The 16,839-nt window shown below is 66.5% G+C and carries 25 protein-coding genes; all 25 read left to right on the forward strand.

The genetic code is table 11. The features are described 5' to 3' along the window. Nucleotides 1-24: 24 nt before the first annotated feature. The gene (locus KU887_RS06355) at nt 25-279 is read left to right on the forward strand and encodes a YdaS family helix-turn-helix protein (RefSeq protein ID WP_212262546.1); all 255 of its coding nucleotides are present in this window, start codon (nt 25-27) and stop codon (nt 277-279) included. After that, complete coding sequence (locus KU887_RS06360; RefSeq protein ID WP_200038319.1) at nt 276-581, forward strand: CII family transcriptional regulator; 306 nt, start codon at nt 276-278, stop codon at nt 579-581. The genes KU887_RS06355 and KU887_RS06360 overlap by 4 nt, the downstream gene beginning before the upstream one ends. Nucleotides 582-586: 5 nt before the next feature. Further along, nucleotides 587-1,570, forward strand: coding sequence for a YdaU family protein (locus KU887_RS06365; protein WP_258255259.1), 984 nt, complete (start codon nt 587-589; stop codon nt 1,568-1,570). Between the two features lie 2 nt (nt 1,571-1,572). Then, entirely contained in the window at nt 1,573-2,331 is a 759-nt protein-coding gene (locus tag KU887_RS06370) for a hypothetical protein (RefSeq protein WP_258255260.1), read from the forward strand. 2 nt (nt 2,332-2,333) lie between these two features. Next, nucleotides 2,334-2,618: a hypothetical protein gene (locus KU887_RS06375; RefSeq protein WP_258255262.1), complete on the forward strand. Its 285-nt coding sequence runs from the start codon at nt 2,334-2,336 to the stop codon at nt 2,616-2,618. Then, entirely contained in the window at nt 2,615-2,830 is a 216-nt protein-coding gene (locus KU887_RS06380; RefSeq protein ID WP_258255263.1) for a Lar family restriction alleviation protein, read from the forward strand. The genes KU887_RS06375 and KU887_RS06380 overlap by 4 nt, the downstream gene beginning before the upstream one ends. After that, nucleotides 2,824-3,315: a hypothetical protein gene (locus KU887_RS06385; protein ID WP_258255264.1), complete on the forward strand. Its 492-nt coding sequence runs from the start codon at nt 2,824-2,826 to the stop codon at nt 3,313-3,315. Before KU887_RS06380 ends, KU887_RS06385 begins: the two co-directional genes overlap by 7 nt. Next, complete coding sequence (locus tag KU887_RS06390; RefSeq protein WP_258255265.1) at nt 3,312-3,551, forward strand: hypothetical protein; 240 nt, start codon at nt 3,312-3,314, stop codon at nt 3,549-3,551. Before KU887_RS06385 ends, KU887_RS06390 begins: the two co-directional genes overlap by 4 nt. A gap of 9 nt (nt 3,552-3,560) precedes the next feature. Then, nucleotides 3,561-3,965, forward strand: coding sequence for a Gp49 family protein (locus KU887_RS06395; protein ID WP_258255266.1), 405 nt, complete (start codon nt 3,561-3,563; stop codon nt 3,963-3,965). A 58-nt stretch (nt 3,966-4,023) separates the two neighbouring features. Further along, nucleotides 4,024-4,722, forward strand: coding sequence for a hypothetical protein (locus tag KU887_RS06400; protein WP_258255267.1), 699 nt, complete (start codon nt 4,024-4,026; stop codon nt 4,720-4,722). A 3-nt stretch (nt 4,723-4,725) separates the two neighbouring features. Beyond that, nucleotides 4,726-4,989 (forward strand): hypothetical protein, encoded by a 264-nt coding sequence (locus KU887_RS06405; protein WP_185921161.1) that lies wholly within the window; start codon nt 4,726-4,728, stop codon nt 4,987-4,989. A 60-nt stretch (nt 4,990-5,049) separates the two neighbouring features. Further along, entirely contained in the window at nt 5,050-5,547 is a 498-nt protein-coding gene (locus tag KU887_RS06410) for a hypothetical protein (RefSeq protein ID WP_258255269.1), read from the forward strand. Nucleotides 5,548-5,557: 10 nt separating this feature from the next. Then, complete coding sequence (locus tag KU887_RS06415) at nt 5,558-5,821, forward strand: hypothetical protein (protein ID WP_258255270.1); 264 nt, start codon at nt 5,558-5,560, stop codon at nt 5,819-5,821. A 3-nt stretch (nt 5,822-5,824) separates the two neighbouring features. Continuing rightward, on the forward strand, nt 5,825-7,444 hold the full coding sequence (locus tag KU887_RS06420; RefSeq protein ID WP_258255271.1) for a portal protein: 1,620 nt from the start codon (nt 5,825-5,827) through the stop codon (nt 7,442-7,444). Beyond that, nucleotides 7,441-7,692 (forward strand): hypothetical protein, encoded by a 252-nt coding sequence (locus tag KU887_RS06425; protein WP_233634504.1) that lies wholly within the window; start codon nt 7,441-7,443, stop codon nt 7,690-7,692. Before KU887_RS06420 ends, KU887_RS06425 begins: the two co-directional genes overlap by 4 nt. A gap of 1 nt (nt 7,693) precedes the next feature. Next, nucleotides 7,694-8,119 (forward strand): hypothetical protein, encoded by a 426-nt coding sequence (locus tag KU887_RS06430; RefSeq protein ID WP_258255272.1) that lies wholly within the window; start codon nt 7,694-7,696, stop codon nt 8,117-8,119. Nucleotides 8,120-8,157: 38 nt separating this feature from the next. After that, nucleotides 8,158-8,376 (forward strand): hypothetical protein, encoded by a 219-nt coding sequence (locus KU887_RS06435; RefSeq protein ID WP_258255273.1) that lies wholly within the window; start codon nt 8,158-8,160, stop codon nt 8,374-8,376. After that, nucleotides 8,373-9,044, forward strand: a complete 672-nt coding sequence (locus KU887_RS06440; RefSeq protein WP_258255274.1) for a hypothetical protein — start codon at nt 8,373-8,375, stop codon at nt 9,042-9,044. Before KU887_RS06435 ends, KU887_RS06440 begins: the two co-directional genes overlap by 4 nt. A gap of 243 nt (nt 9,045-9,287) precedes the next feature. Further along, a complete protein-coding gene (locus tag KU887_RS06445; protein ID WP_258255275.1) occupies nt 9,288-10,175 on the forward strand; it encodes a phage capsid protein in 888 nt (295 codons plus the stop codon). Between the two features lie 66 nt (nt 10,176-10,241). Further along, a complete protein-coding gene (locus KU887_RS06450) occupies nt 10,242-10,700 on the forward strand; it encodes a hypothetical protein (RefSeq protein ID WP_258255276.1) in 459 nt (152 codons plus the stop codon). Nucleotides 10,701-10,776: 76 nt separating this feature from the next. Further along, nucleotides 10,777-11,379, forward strand: coding sequence for a hypothetical protein (locus tag KU887_RS06455; protein ID WP_258255277.1), 603 nt, complete (start codon nt 10,777-10,779; stop codon nt 11,377-11,379). Nucleotides 11,380-11,382: 3 nt separating this feature from the next. Next, nucleotides 11,383-13,782, forward strand: coding sequence for a hypothetical protein (locus KU887_RS06460; protein ID WP_258255278.1), 2,400 nt, complete (start codon nt 11,383-11,385; stop codon nt 13,780-13,782). A gap of 2 nt (nt 13,783-13,784) precedes the next feature. Further along, nucleotides 13,785-14,237, forward strand: coding sequence for a GNAT family N-acetyltransferase (locus KU887_RS06465; RefSeq protein WP_258255279.1), 453 nt, complete (start codon nt 13,785-13,787; stop codon nt 14,235-14,237). Further along, nucleotides 14,230-14,730, forward strand: coding sequence for a hypothetical protein (locus KU887_RS06470; protein WP_258255280.1), 501 nt, complete (start codon nt 14,230-14,232; stop codon nt 14,728-14,730). Before KU887_RS06465 ends, KU887_RS06470 begins: the two co-directional genes overlap by 8 nt. Before the next feature lie 12 nt (nt 14,731-14,742). After that, nucleotides 14,743-16,839, forward strand: coding sequence for a hypothetical protein (locus tag KU887_RS06475; protein WP_258255281.1), 2,097 nt, complete (start codon nt 14,743-14,745; stop codon nt 16,837-16,839).

Genomic DNA, 16,839 nt, shown 5'->3' on the forward strand with positions numbered 1-16,839 from the left:
GCATAACCTCAATTTTGGTGAAATATGGACGACGCACCGATCCTCGAACAGGCCATCAAGCGTGCCGGCGGCGCAGCGGCGGTCGCGCGCGCCTTCGGCATTTCCCCAGTTTCGGTGGGCGAGTGGCTGAAGAAGCAGAAGCTGCCCGCCGACCGCGTGATCCCGGTTTCTGGCCTGACCGACTGGGAATACACCCCGCACATGCTCGATTCGAAGCTGTACCCGAACGAGCGCGACGGCATGCCGCTGTCGCTTCAACCCGCCCAGGTGGCCGCATGAGCACCGTCGAAACAGTTTCGTCTGACGAGATCGAAAACACCCGCAAGCTCGGTGCACGCATCGAAGGCGAGGTGTTGCGCGCGATTGCGCGGGCCACGCAGGCGCATGCAGCGGAATGCCTGGGCGTGTCGGCGAGCACGGTGAGCCGGATGCTGGAGGACTTGCCGCGGTGGGCCGTGCTGTTCGCTGCGGTCGGCCTGCAGCCGGCGCCGGTCGACGCGATCGTGGTCGAGCAGAAGGAGTTGCAGTCGCTCGAACTGATGGCGCTCAAGTACCTGCAGTCGAAGCATCAGCAGTGGTGAGCGCGATGGCCGATCTCCCGAATCCTCTCACCCCCGCCGACTGCGACCTGACCGGCTATCGCTGGATGCCGCTCGACGTGATCCGCGTCATCGACAGCGACACGTTCGGGATCTCGACCGGCGACGAGTTCAAGACGGCGTTCCGTCTCTGGGCGAAGTGCTGGCAGCAGGTGCCGGCCGCGAGCCTGCCCGATGACGACCGCGTGCTCGCGCATCTGGCCGGCCTGTCCGAGAACCTGCCGAAGTGGCGCAAGGTCCGCGACGTCGCGCTGCGTGGCTTCGTGAAGTGCAACGACGGGCGCCTGTATCACCCGGTGATCGCCGAGAAGGCGATCGAGGCGATGGGCAAGCGCGAGCAGCACGTCGAGCGCGAAGAGAACGAGCAGACGCGCCAGCAGCGCCTGCGCGCGCGGCGCAAGACGATGTTCGAGCAGCTTCGCGCCCATGGAATCGTCCCCGCATACAACACGAAAACGGACGAACTGGAACGCCTGATCGAGACGCTACCCGTAACGGAAAGCGTCACGCCTGTTACGCAAAGCGTCACCGGTGTTACGTCACCAAGCGTAACGCGTGACGCACCTGCAACGGCTATAGAGAAGGACATAGACCAGACAAGGACAGTAAACCCCGTAGTAGGGGCGGACGCAGGTGGTGAACCCCGCGCGACCGTCCGCCCGTCCGAGCTTTCAGCCGTGATGCGGCAGCACTCGATCGAGGCATCCCCACATGACCCGCGAATCATCGCCGCTGCGCAACGCGGCATCGCGCCCGAAACGATGGCCGCCGCATGCGTCGAGGCTCGCGCCTCCGACCCGAATGGCCGCATCAAGCCCGGCTACGTGATCGCGATCGCCGAGCGCTGGACGGCGGAAGCGTCGCGGCCGCCACGCGCGCCACGTGCCAATGGCCACGCCGAATCCCGTGACGCGTTCAACGAACGCGAGAACGCCCGCGCGAAAGCGCTCCTCTTCGGACCGGAGGTCTGACCGTGCAAGCTGAGGATTTCGACAACTTCGCCGGCGTGCTGGACGCCGCGTACTCGCTGCACAGCAAGTCGCTGACGGCCGATGCTCGCGCGCTGTTCTTCGCCGCGCTCGGCCGCTACTCGCTCGCCGAGGTGCGCAAGGCGATGTCCGCGCACATCAGCGATCCGCACCGCGGCCAGTACCCGCCGAAGCCGGCGGACATCATCGCGCAGCTGGTCGGCGATGCCGCGAAGGACGGCCGGCCCGATGCCAACGAGGCATGGGCGATCGCGCTGCGCAGCCGCGACGAGCGCGATACGGTCGTCTGGACGCAGGAGTGCGCCGAGGCGTTCGCGGTCGCCACGCCCGTGCTCGAAGGCGGCGACGAGGTCGGCGCGCGCATGGCGTTCAAGGCCGCGTACGAGCGTCTCGTCGAGCGTCACCGCGCGGATGGCACGCCAGCGCAGTGGGTCAAGTCGCTCGGGCACGATCCCGACCTGCGCGAGGCCGTGCTGACCGAGGCCGTGCGCTCTGGTCGGCTGCAGCTGGCCGACGTACGCAGCGTCGCGCCGCAGCTCGCCGCGCCCGAGGAACGCTTCGATCCGAACGTCGCCGAAGCCGGTCTCGCGCGTCTTCGCGCGCTGGTCGGCGGCATCCCGAGCACGCGCGAAAAGCTAGACCGCATCCGCGCTGCGCACGTGGCGCACGACGCCGCGGCGACCGCTGATGCGAAGCGTCGCACGGCTGCCCGCGTGGCCGAGTACCAGGCGGCGCACGCGTGACCATGGACGGCGTGACCGGCGAAACGTGTGCAGCCCAGGGCTGCCCGATGCTCGGCTCGTTCGGCGTCTCCGGAAAGTGGTTCTGCTGCTGCCACTTCCGCGGCTCATCGGCGAGCTCGCCCGCCGTCACGTCCGTCCTGATCCAACACGCCGCGACCGTCGACCGTGTGAAGTTCCTGCGTCGAACCGGCGCAGGCTACGCGGCGATCCTCGCGGCCGAGAACGAACTGATCGAGCTGACCCGCGAAGTGGGGAGGCAGTACGAGATTGGAGGGAGTGAGGGATGACGCACCACACGAACGACGCGCGCGCGGGCGCGCATTTGGGGCCGTGCCCGTTCTGCGGCATGAAGGCGCGGCTATTTCCGATGTGGACGAGTGGCTTCTCGGTCTCGTGCCTGCACTGCGAGGCCGAGGGACCGATGCGGCGCACCGAACCTGAAGCTATCGAGGCGTGGAACAGCCGCGCGCCGATCAAGGCGCAGGAGGTCGCATGCTGACCATCGGAATCGACCCAGGCATTTCCGGCGCGCTGGCGGCGCTCGACCACACGGGCCAGCTGCGCGTGCTCGACATGCCGACCCGCGCGAAGCCTGGCAACGGCAAGGTACGCAACGAGGTGTGCCCGACGTCGCTGCGCCTGTCGCTGCGCATGCTGATCCCGCCCGGCGAGAGCGCGGTCGTCGTCATGGAGGCGCTGAACACGTTCGCGGGCGGCTCGGTGCAGACGATGGCGTCGCTCGAAGCGACGAAGGCCGTGATCGCGACCGTGTGCGAGCTGTGCGGCCATCCTGTCGAACTCGTTTCGCCGCAGAAGTGGCAGGGCTTCTTCGGCATCAAGCGCACGGCGACCGAGGACACGAAGCGCCAGAGCCTGCGCATCGCGCGCGAGCTGTACGGCACCGAGTTCTGCCCGCTGCAGAAGCACGACGGCCGCGCCGACGCGATCCTGATCGCCCGATGGGCGCAGAGGAACCTGACGTGAACCTCGTCCAACTCGCCGGCATCCTCCCGCGCGATCCGCAGTTCCGCGAATGGGTCGGCGGCTTCGTTAACGGCGATCCCGTCACCGTCGATGAGGCCGCGCGCTTCGTGCGCATCGTCTGCAAGGTCGAGTCGCGGCGCGAACTCGCAACCGATCAGCACGCGGCCGACCGCTTCAACCACTTCCTGCGCCGGCCGTTCCTCGACTGGCGCGATTCGCAGTACCAACCCGCATAGGAGCGCATCGTGACCCAGCACTACATCGGATCGAAACAGGTTGTTGCATGGCCGGAAGAACGCGACGGAAAGCCCGGCTATGCCGTGAAGTATCCCGACGGCTACATCTCATGGAGCCCGCGGGAAACGTTCGAGGCAGCGTATCTGCCGCAGGGCCACGACGGCTCGCGCATCACCGAGCAGATGGTCGACGACTTCATCGTCGGCCATGAATCGACGCGGCTCGGCAATCACACGGTCGTGCTGGTGAAGCTGCGCAACGGCTTCACGCTGATCGAGGAATCAGCGTGCGTCGATCCGGCGAACTACGACCAGGCGATCGGCGAGCGATACGCGCTCGACAAAGCGAAGAAGCACGTGTGGAACAACCTCGGCTTCTTGCTCGCGACTGCGCGCAACGGCATCACCGCGTAACGAACACGCGTCGGCCAAGTGGCTGGCGCGACAACCAGCAGCACCAACGGAGAGCAGCATGACCGACATCAACGCAGCACCGAGCAGCACCGAGCCCTCGAACGAGGCGGAGAAAACGGACATGCAGGAGGCTGGCGCGGCCGCAGCGGGGGAGTCTGTCCTCTCTGCGGAGACGGCTTCCGATGCCGCCACTGGCGCGAGCGAATCTGGATCGATTCCGATGGTCAGCTCCGGATCGAGCATGACTGGCTCGCAGTCCTCTGGTGACGCGCCGGCGGTCGCGGCGTCGGGGGAGTCTGCGAGCGGTGCGGAGGGGATGGAATCCGCCCAAGCTTCCGACCTCTCGGCAGCATCGAAATCTGCGGATGCTTCGCAGGGCAGCGATTCCTCGACGCTATCCACAACCGAATCAGCCGAGTCGACGGACGCTGACGACGCGGGAAACGCCGGTGCGTCGCCTGCGGCCGGCCAATCCGCAAGCGACACTGCATCGTCTGCGCAGGGTGCATCGCAAGGCGACGGCACCGCGGCGGGTGCCTTGCGCGCTGAACTCGACGCTGCCAATGCGCGGATCGCCGCGCTTGAGCAGCAGGTGACGGACGAGCAGGAACGCGTCATCAAGTGGCAGAGCATGTACAACGCTGCGTGTTCCGCGAAGCCGCACGCCGAGTCGCTGCTGCAGAAGCTCGAAGCCGGCGAGGCGATCGTGCTCGGCGACCTGCAATCGCGCCTGCGCGCCTTCGTGGATGCTCTGTAACGCATGACCCGAGTCGAGCCCGCCCGCGCCGTCGATTGGTTCCGCGTCCTCGAAGACGTGCGGCGGGCCGACTATACCCTCGCGGAGATCGCGCAGTACACGCAGATCCCGCGCACGACGCTGCTCGGGTATCGCAATCTCGGCGCCGAGCCGAAGCATTACGCGGGCGTCACGCTCCTGAAGCTCTGGGCCCAGGTCACTGGCCGCCAGCCCGACGACGCGCCCACCGTGCAGCGCATGCCCTCCGTCTCCGAATCCCTGCGATAGACGGGAATCCGACACCCCCCGCACCCGATACTCGCCTGCACCATCCATGGAGGTGCAGGAATGTCCAAACGAACCTATGCAACGCAGGTGCCCGGAGCGGCCGCCGTTACGCCGACCGACGACGGCCCCGCGCCGATCGTCGGCGCCGACACCGATGCGGTGCTGACCATCGCAGGCCGCGAGGTGCCGCTCGCCGAGATCGTGATCGGTGCCTTCGAGACGAGCGGCATGTCGGCCGAGGAATGGGCTGCCGTCGATCCGGAGGTGCGCGACGACCTCGTCGGCAAGAAGCGCAAGGAATTGGAGCAATCGCTCGCTGGCGCAGGCGAACTACCGTCGCAGGAAGCCGCGCGCAAGGCTGCTGTCGCCGCTGTCACCGCGCGCCGCGAGCAGCGCCAGGCTCTTGCCGCTGGAACGTCGAAGGCCGGCGGCCCGGCTGAGCGCAAGCTGCCGCACCGCGACGAGATCGACCCGATGGACATCGCCGGGCCCGTGCTCACGCAGCAGGGCTGGATCGTGCCGTCGGCGCCGCGCGAGCTGCCGCGCAACTTCAAGTAACGGTGCGACCATGTGTGACGTTCTCGGCGCAATCGGCAGTCTTTTCGGCGGTGGTAACCGCGGCAGCATCGTGCCGACGGCAACCACGACGGCCGCATCGAGTGCGGGCAGCACGGCAGATGCTCAGGCGGCGCAGGCCGCTCAGGAACAGGCGGCGGCCGACAAGAAGCGCCGCGCCTCGCAGAGCCTGCTGTCGACCGGTGCAGGGACGGGCTCGGGCGGTACCGGCTCGTCGTCCGTCCTCGCCTCCGCGAAATCCTCTCTCGGCCAGTAAGCCATGATCGACAGCCTTGGCGAAACCCTCGCGAAGCGTCTCGAAACCCTGAAGTCGAAACGTCAGGTGCACGAACTCGTCTGGCGTAACTGCTTCATGCTCACCGATCCGGTACGCGCGTCCGGGCTCGACGGCCCGATGATGGACGCGAACCAGATCGCGCAAGCGGTTTCGCTGATCTTCGACTCGACCGCGACCGATGCAAAGCGCACGCTGGAGGCGTCGATCATGTCCGGCATGACGCCGGCCAACTCGCTCTGGTTCACGATGACGGTGAACGGTACCGACGACGAGGGCGAGCGCTGGCTCGACGAGGCGAGCGAGGTGCTGTGGCAGAACATCCACAGCGCGAACTTCGACAGCGAGGCGGCGGACGGCATCGCCGACTGTATGGCCGGATGGTTCGCGCTGTACGTCGACGAGAACCGCGACACCGGCGGCTTGTACTTCGAGCATTGGCCGATGGCCGGCGTCTACTGCGCGGCATCGAAGCAGGGTGGCCCGGTCGACATCGTGTTCCGCTGCTACCAGCTGACCGCCGAGCAGTGCGTGACCGACTTCAAACAGCGCGGCGACTCGCTGCCGCCCGAGATCGTCGACAAGGCGAAGACGAAGCCCGACGAGCTGATCGACCTGTGCCAGGCGATCTACCCGCGCGACGTGTACATCGTCGGTGCGCTGCGCGCGAAGAACATGCCGATCGCATCGGTGACGTTCGCGTGCAACCACAAGTACGTCATCCGCGAGTCGGGCTATCACGAAATGCCGGTGATCGTCGCGCGCTGGAAGAAGATCCCGAACAGCGTCTACGGCGTCGGCCCGCTGCTCGACGCGCTGCCGGACATCCGCACGCTCAACGACATCGTGAAGCTCGAATACGCGAACCTCGACCTTGCCGTGTCGGGCATGTGGATCGCCGAGGACGACGGCGTGCTGAACCCGCGCACGGTGAAGGTCGGTCCGCGCAAGGTGATCGTCGCAAACAGCGTCGACAGCATGAAGCCGCTGCAGCCGTCGTCGAACTTCCAGCTTGCCGAGACGCGCATCGAGAAGCTGCAGGCGCAGATCCGCAAGACGCTGATGGCGGACCAGCTGCAGCCGCAGGACGGCCCGGCCATGACCGCGACCGAAGTGCACGTGCGCGTCGACCTGATCCGCCAGCTTCTCGGCCCGATCTACGGTCGCCTGCAGGCTGAATACCTGCAGCCGCTGATCGCGCGGTGCTTCGGTCTCGCGTACCGCGCGGGCGTCTTCCCGCCGCCGCCCGATTCGCTCGGCGGCCAGAACTTCGCGGTGCAGTACCAGTCGCCGCTGGCGCGCGCGCAGAAGCTGGAGGAAGTCTCCGCGATCGAGCGCCTGATGGGCGACCTGACCGTGATTGCGCAAGTCGACCAGACCGCCATCGACAACGTCGACACCGACGAGGCCGTACGGCAGACCGCGAAGAACCTCGGCGTGCCGGACGCGATCATGCGGCCCGTCAAGGACGTCGCTGCATTCCGCCAGAAGAAGCAGGCGGCCGCCGCGCAGCAGGCGCAGCAGCAGATGGGCATGGAGGTGCAGGGCGACGTCATGAAGTCGATGGGTAGCGCGGCAGCAGGCCGCATGGTGGCGAACCAGTGAAGGCGCATATTGAAGGCGCGCCGGTCGAGCAGCGCGCGACGCCCGACGACTACCGCGTCGTGTTCGAGAGTCCGGTCGGCGCGCTTGTGCTCGATGACCTCGTGCGGCGCTTCACCGGCGCCGTGTTCGTCTCCGGCGGCCAGGAAGGCGAGCGCGAGACCACATTCCGCCTCGGCCGTCGCGAGACCGTCGAGCACATTTTGCGAATGATCAACCGCGCCAACGGCGCAGAACCCGAAGGAGAGTGACATGTCCGGCACCTCGCAACTTACCGGCAGCGGCTGGATCGCCTACGGCGCGCCGCGCACCGACGACAAACCGTACGGCGTGCCGTACTACAGCGGCAAGCCGCAGGATCAGGTCGGCGAGAACGGCGACGTGACGATCGATCCCGTGACGCTCGTCGTCTACAAGAAGACGGCTGGCGCGTGGGCTGCGCTCGCGCCGAGCGGCGCCGTGACCGTGCAGAACTCGGCGGGCACCGTGACGCGCAGCCTGACCGCGACGAACGGTGTCGTGACGCTGGCCGCTACCGACGCGATCGTCGCGAACGGCAACACGATGACGCTGCAGAAGTCGGACGGCACGACGTCGAGCGGCAACGCAACCCTCAACAGCCCGGCCACGGCGATCGTCGCTGCCGGCGCGCTCACCGCCGTGAAGGCCGCGGCATAACGGAGGTCTCATGTTCTTCAGGAAATTCGTGCTGATGGATGGCGCGGCTGGCGATGGCGGTGGTGCTGGCGGTGGTGGTGCAGCAGCCGGTGGCGGTGAAGGTGGCAGCGGCGCAGGTGCCGCGGCTGCCGGCGGTGGGTCCGCACTCGCTGCCGGTGCCGCCGCTGGTGCCGGCGGTGAAGGCGGCGCTGCCGCTGGTGGGGCTGCCGCTGGCGGTACCGGCAACTTCGACTGGCTGCCCGAGAAGTACCGCGTGAATGGCGCGGACGGCACTGTCGACCTGAGCGCGTCCGCGCAGAAGCTGGCCGGCGGCTACGGCGAGCTGTCGAAGCGCATGGTCGATGGTGGCGCGCCGCCGGCAGCCGCTACCGAGTATCAGGTGACGATTCCCGAGCAGTTCAAGGATGCGGTCGGCGACCTGAACAACGACAAGCTGTTCACCGAGTTCCGCGCGGACATGCACGCGCTTGGTCTTTCGCAGAAGCAGTTCGACGGCGTCATGGCGAAGTACTTCTCCGTCGTGCCGGGCCTCGTGGCCGGTGGTCAGCAGTACAGCAGCGAGTCGGCAACGGCAGATCTGCGCAAGACCTGGAGCGACGACGCGAGCTTCCAGAAGAACGTGGGTCTCGCGTTCCGCGCGAGCACGGCAGTGGCGAAGGCCGCGAGCATGTCGTTCGACGATCTCGAAAAGGCCGGGCTCGCGAACAATCCGACGTTCATCCGGATCATGGCCGCGCTCGGCCCTGAGTTCGCCGAGGACACGTCGAGCAACGGTAACGGCGGGGGCTTCATGTCGGAAGACGACGTGAAGAAGCTGATGATCTCCGAGGCGAACACGAACCCGAAACACCCCGACCACAAGGCGACGCGGGCGCGGATCGACGCGTACTACAACCGCAAATACGGCGACACGCCGATCGTCTGACGACAAACAGCAGCAGCCAGCTTGCCCCGCTTCGGCGGGGCTTTTTTTTGCGCGCTCGATTTGGTCGGGATTCCGACAGGCACGTCGGCCGAAGATGCAACGCATTCGGCCCGCAGTGGCGCGCGGAACACCCGATGAGCCCGGTAGCACACGTTCGCCGACGTGAGCACGTAACAGGCCCGCGTAACGCGGAACACCCTGAAGGCGAGAAGACAAATCCAAACCTTTGGGAGTTCTCTCACCATGAGCACGAACAACGAAACGATCACGCAAGCCTTCGTGCAGCAGTTCGCCGACGGCTACATCATGGCCGCGCAGCAGAAGGAATCGCGCCTGCAGGCGACGGTCAGCAACTACGGCGACGTCACGGGCTCCAGCTTCACTGCGAACAACATGGGCGCGACCGAGGCGAACGACGTCACGTCGCGCCTGTCGGATACCGTGTGGAACGACAACCCGAACGACACGCGCGTTGCTCTGATGCAGGACAAGGACTGGTCGACGCCGATCGACAAGTACGACCTGCCGAAGCTGAAGGCGAACCCGCAGGGCACGTACATGCAGAACGGCTTGGCCGCGCTCAACCGCAAGAAGGACGCCGTGATCTACCAGTCGCTGATCGGCACGTCGATCACGCGCGCAGGCGAAGAGCTGCCGTACGGCTCGATCGCGCTGCCGTCCTCGCAGAAGATCCTCGACGGCGGCGTCGGCATGACGAAGGCGAAGCTGATCACGGCGAAGAAGCTCTTCCGCAAGAACGAGGCCGACGAGCAGAACGGCGAAGACCTCTACATGCTGTACGACGCCGAAATGCTGGAGGACATCCTGAGCGATACGACGCTCACGTCGGCCGACTTCATGGCCGTGCAGATGCTGCAGGACGGCAAGCTGTCGGGTCACTGGCTCGGCTTCACGTGGGTGCCGTACGAAGCACTCGCGACGAGCGGCACGGTGAAGACCACGTGCGCGTACGCGAAGTCGTCGACGCAGTTCGGTGTCGGCCTGAACCGCGACATCGACATCGGTCCGCGCCGCGACAAGCGCAACGCGATCCAGATCTACATCGGCGAATCGTACGGTGCCGTGCGCACCGACGAGAAGAAGGTCGTCACGATCGACTACCAGTTCTGAGCGTGATGTGACGGGCGGCGCCGCGCGCCGCTCCCCATCGATCTCGAAACGAAACAGGAGCACATCATGGCAGAAACCAACTCGGTACAGATGGCGAAGGTGCTCGGCGCGCCGAACGCGAAGCTGCAGCCGAACGAAACCGGCGGCCGTTCGCGGATCATGTTCGGCCAAGTCACGTCCATCGCGGGTGCAATCAACGACACGATCTACTTCGGCCGCATCCCCGGTGGCTCGCGCATCACGGGCGTGACGATCAACAATGCGGCGGGCACGGCGTCGTCCACGCTCGCGATCGGCGTGCGCAAGACGAGCGACAAGTCGGGCGCGGTGCCGGCCGGCCTGTCGGCGGCGACCGCGATCAACGCGGCGCAGGGCGTGCCGGCGCTGACTGGCTCGCTCGTGAACGCCGGTCAGACGTATGTGACGCCGTACGAGGTGGACGTCTACGGCACGATCGCGGGCGCCGCGACGCCGGCCTCGCCGGGTCAGCTGATCTCGGTCACGGTGCACTACGTGAACGACTGATCCGCGCCATTCCCGGCGCGGTGTGGGACGTATGCCGGGGGCGCTTGCTCCCGGCTTTTTTGTTTGAGGACCGACCATGACCAGCAGCATTTCGATCTGCTCGAACGCACTGCTTCAGCTCGGCGACAAGCCGATCGCCTCGTTCAACGAACCGACGGACCGTGCGAGGGTGTGCTCGAACCTCTATTCGGAAGTGCGCGATGCGATGCTGCGCGCGCATCCGTGGAATTCGTGCACGAAGCGCGTCGTGCTGGCGCCGCTGGCTGAAACGCCGGCTTTCGACTATCCATATCAGTTCCAGCTGCCCGCCGACTGGTTGAAGACGCTGCAGGTCGGGAGCGCGCGGTGTCCGATGAACTTCACGGCAGAGGGACAGCGCATCCTCGCTTTCGTGAACGCGCTCCCATTCGTCTACATTTTCCGCAACGAGATCGAAACCACGTGGGAGTCGACGCTCGTCGACGTGGTAACGGCTGCGATGAAGATGCGCCTTGCGTATCCGATCACGCAGTCGGCCGCGATGGCGCAGACCGCAGCGGCCGAGTTCACCACGCTCCTGAAGCAGGCAAAGGCTATCAACGGGCAGGACGACGACACCGAGACGATCGGCGACTTTCCTCTGCTGGAGTCGCGCCTGTCGAGCTACACGACTGCGCCGGGCCGCGCGCCGGGACGATAAGCCATGGCGAAAGTCACCACGATCCAGTCGAATTTCAACGCCGGCGAGCTGTCGCCGCCGCTCGAAGGGCACATCGATCTCGACCGTTACGCGAACGGCGTGAAGACCATGCTGAACGCGATTCCGCAGATCGAAGGCGGATCGCGACGCCGCTCCGGGTTTCGGCAGATGGCCGCGACGAAGACCACTGGCACGACGCGGCTCATTCCGTTCGTGTTTAGCAAGTCGCAGGCGTATTTCGTCGAACTCGGCGACTCGTATGCTCGCTTCTATTCGGTCGACGGCCAGATCCAGCAGAGCGGCACGCCGATCGAAATCGCGACGCCTTGGACCGCCGACAAGCTGTTCGAACTCGAATACGCGCAGGGCAGCGACACGATGTTCGTCGCGCACCCGTCCATGCCGATGAAACGGCTTGTGCGCATCCTGCAGACCGCATGGACGATCAGCGATGCACCGTTCGACCCGGGCCCGATCGACGAGATCGGCACACGGCCGCCAGCGTCGATCGTACTGTCGTCGACGTCTCCCGGCGCGGCCACAGTCACGGCCAGCACCGACACCTTCCTGCGCGGCGACATCGGTCGCAACATCCTTGCCGGCCCGGGTGTGGCCGCGATCACCGGCATCACGAGTTTGACCACTGCAACCGTGACGATCACGAGCGCTTTCACGGCGTCGTCGTTCGGCGTGAATGGGTGGAAGATCGACGGATCGCCGCAGGCGCCGATTACGCCGAGCAACGCAAAACCGGTGGATGGCGCGGTGACGCTCGTCGCCGATGGGCCGGCAATCGGTGTGCAGAGCATTTCGCAGACCGGCACGACGATGACCCTTGAGAGCGTGAATCCGCACGGGCTGTCGGTGGGGCAGGAAATCGTTCTGTCGGGCTTCGAGTCGGCCGGGCTGGATGGGCTTTATCGCGTTGCTACCGTACCTGACGCCACGCACATCACGTTCAATTTCTCGGGCACGCTGCTCGAAGGCAGCGTGCTTGGCGCGATGTACCTGCACGGCGGCGGTGAGGCGTGGCGCACGACCGACGTCGGCTCGTACGTCTCCATCAATGGCGGCCTCGTCGAGCTTACCGAAGTCGTCAACCCATCGAAGGCGTATGGACGCATCGTTCGAACTCTATCGGCGACGATCACGGCGCCGTCGAACGGCTGGTCGCTGAAGTCGTTCATGTGGAACCCGACAGACGGCTATCCGTGTGCCGTGAGCCTCTACCAACAGCGGCTGTACTCGGCTGGCTCCAGCGGCTTCCCCGAGCGTATCTGGGCGAGCGGCATCGGCCTCTACTACGATTACACGCCGGGCACGAACGACAGCGACGGCTTTTCGTACGACGTCGCATCCGACCAGGTGAACCAGATCATGCACCTGGCGTCGTCGCGCATCCTTACGGTGCTGACGCAGGGCGAGGAATTCACGATCGACGGCGGCTCGGCCGGCGCCATCACGCCGACGAACATCAATGTGCGCAGTCAGTCGATCTACGGGTGCGCACGGCCGCGCCCCGTGCGCGTCGGCAATGAGCTGATCTTCCCGCAGCGTGCCGCGAAAAAGATCCGCTCGATGGCGTACGACTTCAACACCGATTCGTTCCGCTCACAGAACCTCACGCGGCTCGCCGCGCACGTTACCGAATCTGGGATCGTCGACATTGCGTTCCAGGCCGAGCCGACGCCGGTCGTCTGGATGGTGCGTGGCGATGGCGTGCTCGTGTCCATGACCTACGACCGTGACGAGAACGTGTGCGGGTTCGCGCGTCACACGACGGACGGCCTTTTTAAGTCCGTGTGCTGCATTCCGGGCGACGAGGGTGACGTGCTGTTCGCGGTCGTCCAGCGCACCGTGAACGGCAACACGGTGCAGTACGTCGAGCGGCTCGACGCCAGCGTGCAGACCGATGCAGCGATCGTCGGCACGAGCGACGCGGGCGGCACGGTGTGGGTGAATCTGGGCTCGCTGGAGGGCAAGACGTGCGATGTGAAGGCCGACGGCGTCTACATGGGCGAGTTCACGGTGACCGGCGGCCAAGTCACGCTGCCGCGGCCGGCGAAGAAATTCGAGATCGGCCTGCACTACGACAGCACGATCGTCGCGCTGACGCCGAACCTGTCCGGCGGCCTTGGCACGTCGCAGGGCAACCAGCAGCGCACGGGCCGCGTGATCCTGCGCGTGCTCAACACGATCCGATGCCTGGTCAACGGCCAGATCATCCCTTTCCGCGAGTTCGGCGAGAACGTGCTCAACAAGCCGCCTGAGCCGTTCACGGGCGACAAGGACATCACGGAATTCGGGTGGGATTCATCATCCGAAATCACCATCACGCAGGACCAGCCGTACGACTGGTACGTGCTCGCGCTCCTGCGCCAGTTCACCGTCAACACGGGCTGACCATGATCCGCAACGCTACCCTTGATGATGTGCCCGCGCTGGTCGACCTCGGCGCGCTGATGGCCGCCGAGTCGCCGCGCTACCGGCGGTATCGGTTTTCCGCGCCTAAGCTCGCCGCGCTATTCGAGCGGCTGATCGCGAGCGACGACGGTTTCCTGATGATGGCCGAGCGCGACGGCGCGCCGATCGGCGTCATGGCTGCGACCGTCATGGAGCACTGGATGTCCGAGGACAGGATCGCGTGCGACTTCGGCCTGTTCATCGATCCGGAGCACCGCGGCGGCATGCTCGCTGCACGCTTCGTGCGCACGTATCGGCAGTGGGCTCGCGCGCGCGGCGCGATCGATACGTTCCTCGGGATTTCCACTGGCGTGCATGTCGAACAAACGGCACGCTTCTACAAAACGCTCGGCCTCATCGAGGCTTCAATCACTTTCGAGGTGCCGCATGTGTGACCCGATTTCGATCATGGGGGCAGTGACAGCCGGCGCGAAAGCGCTGCCCGCCGTCGCATCCGTGCTGACGTCCGCGAGCGGCGCGGCGCAGCAGGGCACGGCTGCCGAGCAGGCCGCGCAGTTCAACGCGCAGCAGCAGCTGATGCAGGCGGACCAGACGCAGGCCGCCGGCTACCAGCAGGCGAAGCGCATCCGCGAGCAGGGGCAGACGACGACCGGGCAGGCGACCGCCGCGCTCGCCGCATCGGGCGTGAACGTCGGCACGGGCACCTCGAACGACGTGCGCCAGCGCATCGGCCAGAACACCGAGACGGACGCTCTGAACACGATCCTGAGCGCCGACACGAAGGCGCAGGCGATGCGCGGGCAGGCGCAGATGACGCTGGCCGCCGGGCAACAGCAGCAGCGCGCCGGCAACATGGGCGCGCTCGGGTCGGTGCTGTCCGGCGCGTCGAAGTTCATCGATAACTGGCAGCGGTTGAGTAAATCGTAACCTGGAGGAAACATGGCACGAATTCCACTCGGCGATCCGGCAAGCGCGGTTGCGCAGCCCGCGCCGGCAGTCCAGGCTGACCCGAATGCTTTCGGCGCCGCGACCGGGCGTGCTCAACAGGCAGTCGGTGAAGCTGGAACGCAGATCGCAGCGGAAGTCTTTCAGCGTCAGCAGAAGCTCGACGAAGACCTCGCGCGCACCAACGCGGCAGTCGCATACCAGTCGCATGCGACGAACGTGCAGTCGGCGATGAAGACGGCCGGCGAGCAGCTGGCTAGCGGCGCGATTGACCAGCCGACCTACCAGCAACAGCTGGCCGACGCGCAGAAGCAGTCGTTCGACTCGACGATCGGCGCGCTGCCGGGCGGCCACTACAAGAACATCGCGACGACGCAGTCGGCTGGCCTTGATCGCACGGTCGCGCTCGGCATGCAGGAGGCGCTGACGAAGAACACGCAGCAGCTGATCGCGACGAACGCGGCGACGCTGCTTGACACCGCCGGCAAGAGCATCGCGACGAACCCGGCCAGCATCGAGGGCACTGTCGCGAGCACGAAGCAGGCATACCTGAGCGCGGCCGCCGCCGCCGGCATTCCGCAGCCGCGCGCGGCGCAGGTGGCGCAGGACTGGGCCGACAGCCAGTACGCGGCGCATGCGCAGTCGGCGGCAATCGCGGCGCGCGGCACGGGCGATCTCGCCGCGCTCTCGCAGCTGGAGAAGGATCTCACGTCTCCGGACGGCTACTACGCGGGCAAGCTCGACGCAGGCAAGCGCAACCAGGTGCTCGCGTCGGTCGTGTCGAACCGCCTGTCGCTCGAAAACCAGATGAACAGCGAGCAGCAGGCACGCGAGCGCGAGGCCGTGACCGCGTTCAACCAGGGCACCGACCTGATGACGCAGGGCAAGCGCTTCAGCCCGGAATACATCCAGCAGCTCACGGCGGCCACGCGCGGCACGGAACTGGAGGGGCAGACGCAGCAGCTGATCGCGCGCGCGGCGGCCGGCGCCGGCTTCTCGACGCTCTCTCTGCCACAGATGCGCGCCGCGGTGCAGGCGAACGAGGGGCGGCAGATCAGCGCGGGCACGGACCCCGTCGAGGCAGCCGCGATCAAGCAGCAAAAGCAGATCCTGACGGCGACCGATCAGGCGTACAAATCCGACCCGTGGAACGCGGCACTTGAACGCGGCGCCATCGCTGGCGTGCCGGCGATCGATACGTCGGGCATCACGCAGCTCGCATCGTCGCTCGCGGCCCGCGCGCAGCTCGCGCCGGTCGTCGAGGACAAGGCCGGGCGCCGCGTGTCGCTGCTGACGCCCGACGAGGCGCGCAGCGTGCTCCAGACGGTCGACGCGCTGCCGACGAACACGAAGGCACAGGCGCTCGCGATGCTCGGGCGGTCGATGGGGAATGCCGCGCGCATCAACGACCTAGCCGAGCAGTGGAAGGACAAGAGTCCGGCGGCCGCGCTCGCGATGAAGGCCGGCGCGGCCGATCCGTCCGGCGGTCCGCTGATGATGCAGAGCGGCATGCCCGTCGCGCAGTACATCCTCGACGGACAGGACGCGCTGTCGAACAAGCTGGTGAAGGTCGACCCGGCGGCCGCGACCGGCATGCAGGCCACGATCGCGAAGCAGATCGGCGACGCGCTGCCGCCGCAGCAACTCGGTGACGCGCGCGAGACCGCGTATTTCGCGGCGGTAGCGAGCGCCCGGAAGAACGGCCGCGACGTGCCGAACTCGACGGACATCCTGACCGGCGTCAACGTGGCGACCGGCGGCCTGTCGAAGACCGGTGGCGTCGATCCGCGCGGCGACCGGTACATGGCCGCGAAGCCTTGGGGATGGTCCGACGACGATTTCGATGGTGGCGTCAAGCAGGCGTCGATCGGCAACATCGAGAACCAACCCGGCGGCCGGCCCATCGACAGCGTGATCGCGAACGGCATGAAAATCCCGGTCGATCAGTTCATGGAGAAATTCGCCAGCTATCGGCTGCAGCGCGTCGGCATCGGCGGCACCTACACGGTGCTGACCGGTGCGCGGCCCGTCACGGACACGTCCGGCGCGCCGCTGCTCATCCACCTCACGAAGCCCGTATCGAAGCGTTGA

Source organism: Burkholderia sp. EMB26, assembly GCF_024730645.1.
Lineage (GTDB): Bacteria > Pseudomonadota > Gammaproteobacteria > Burkholderiales > Burkholderiaceae > Burkholderia > Burkholderia cenocepacia.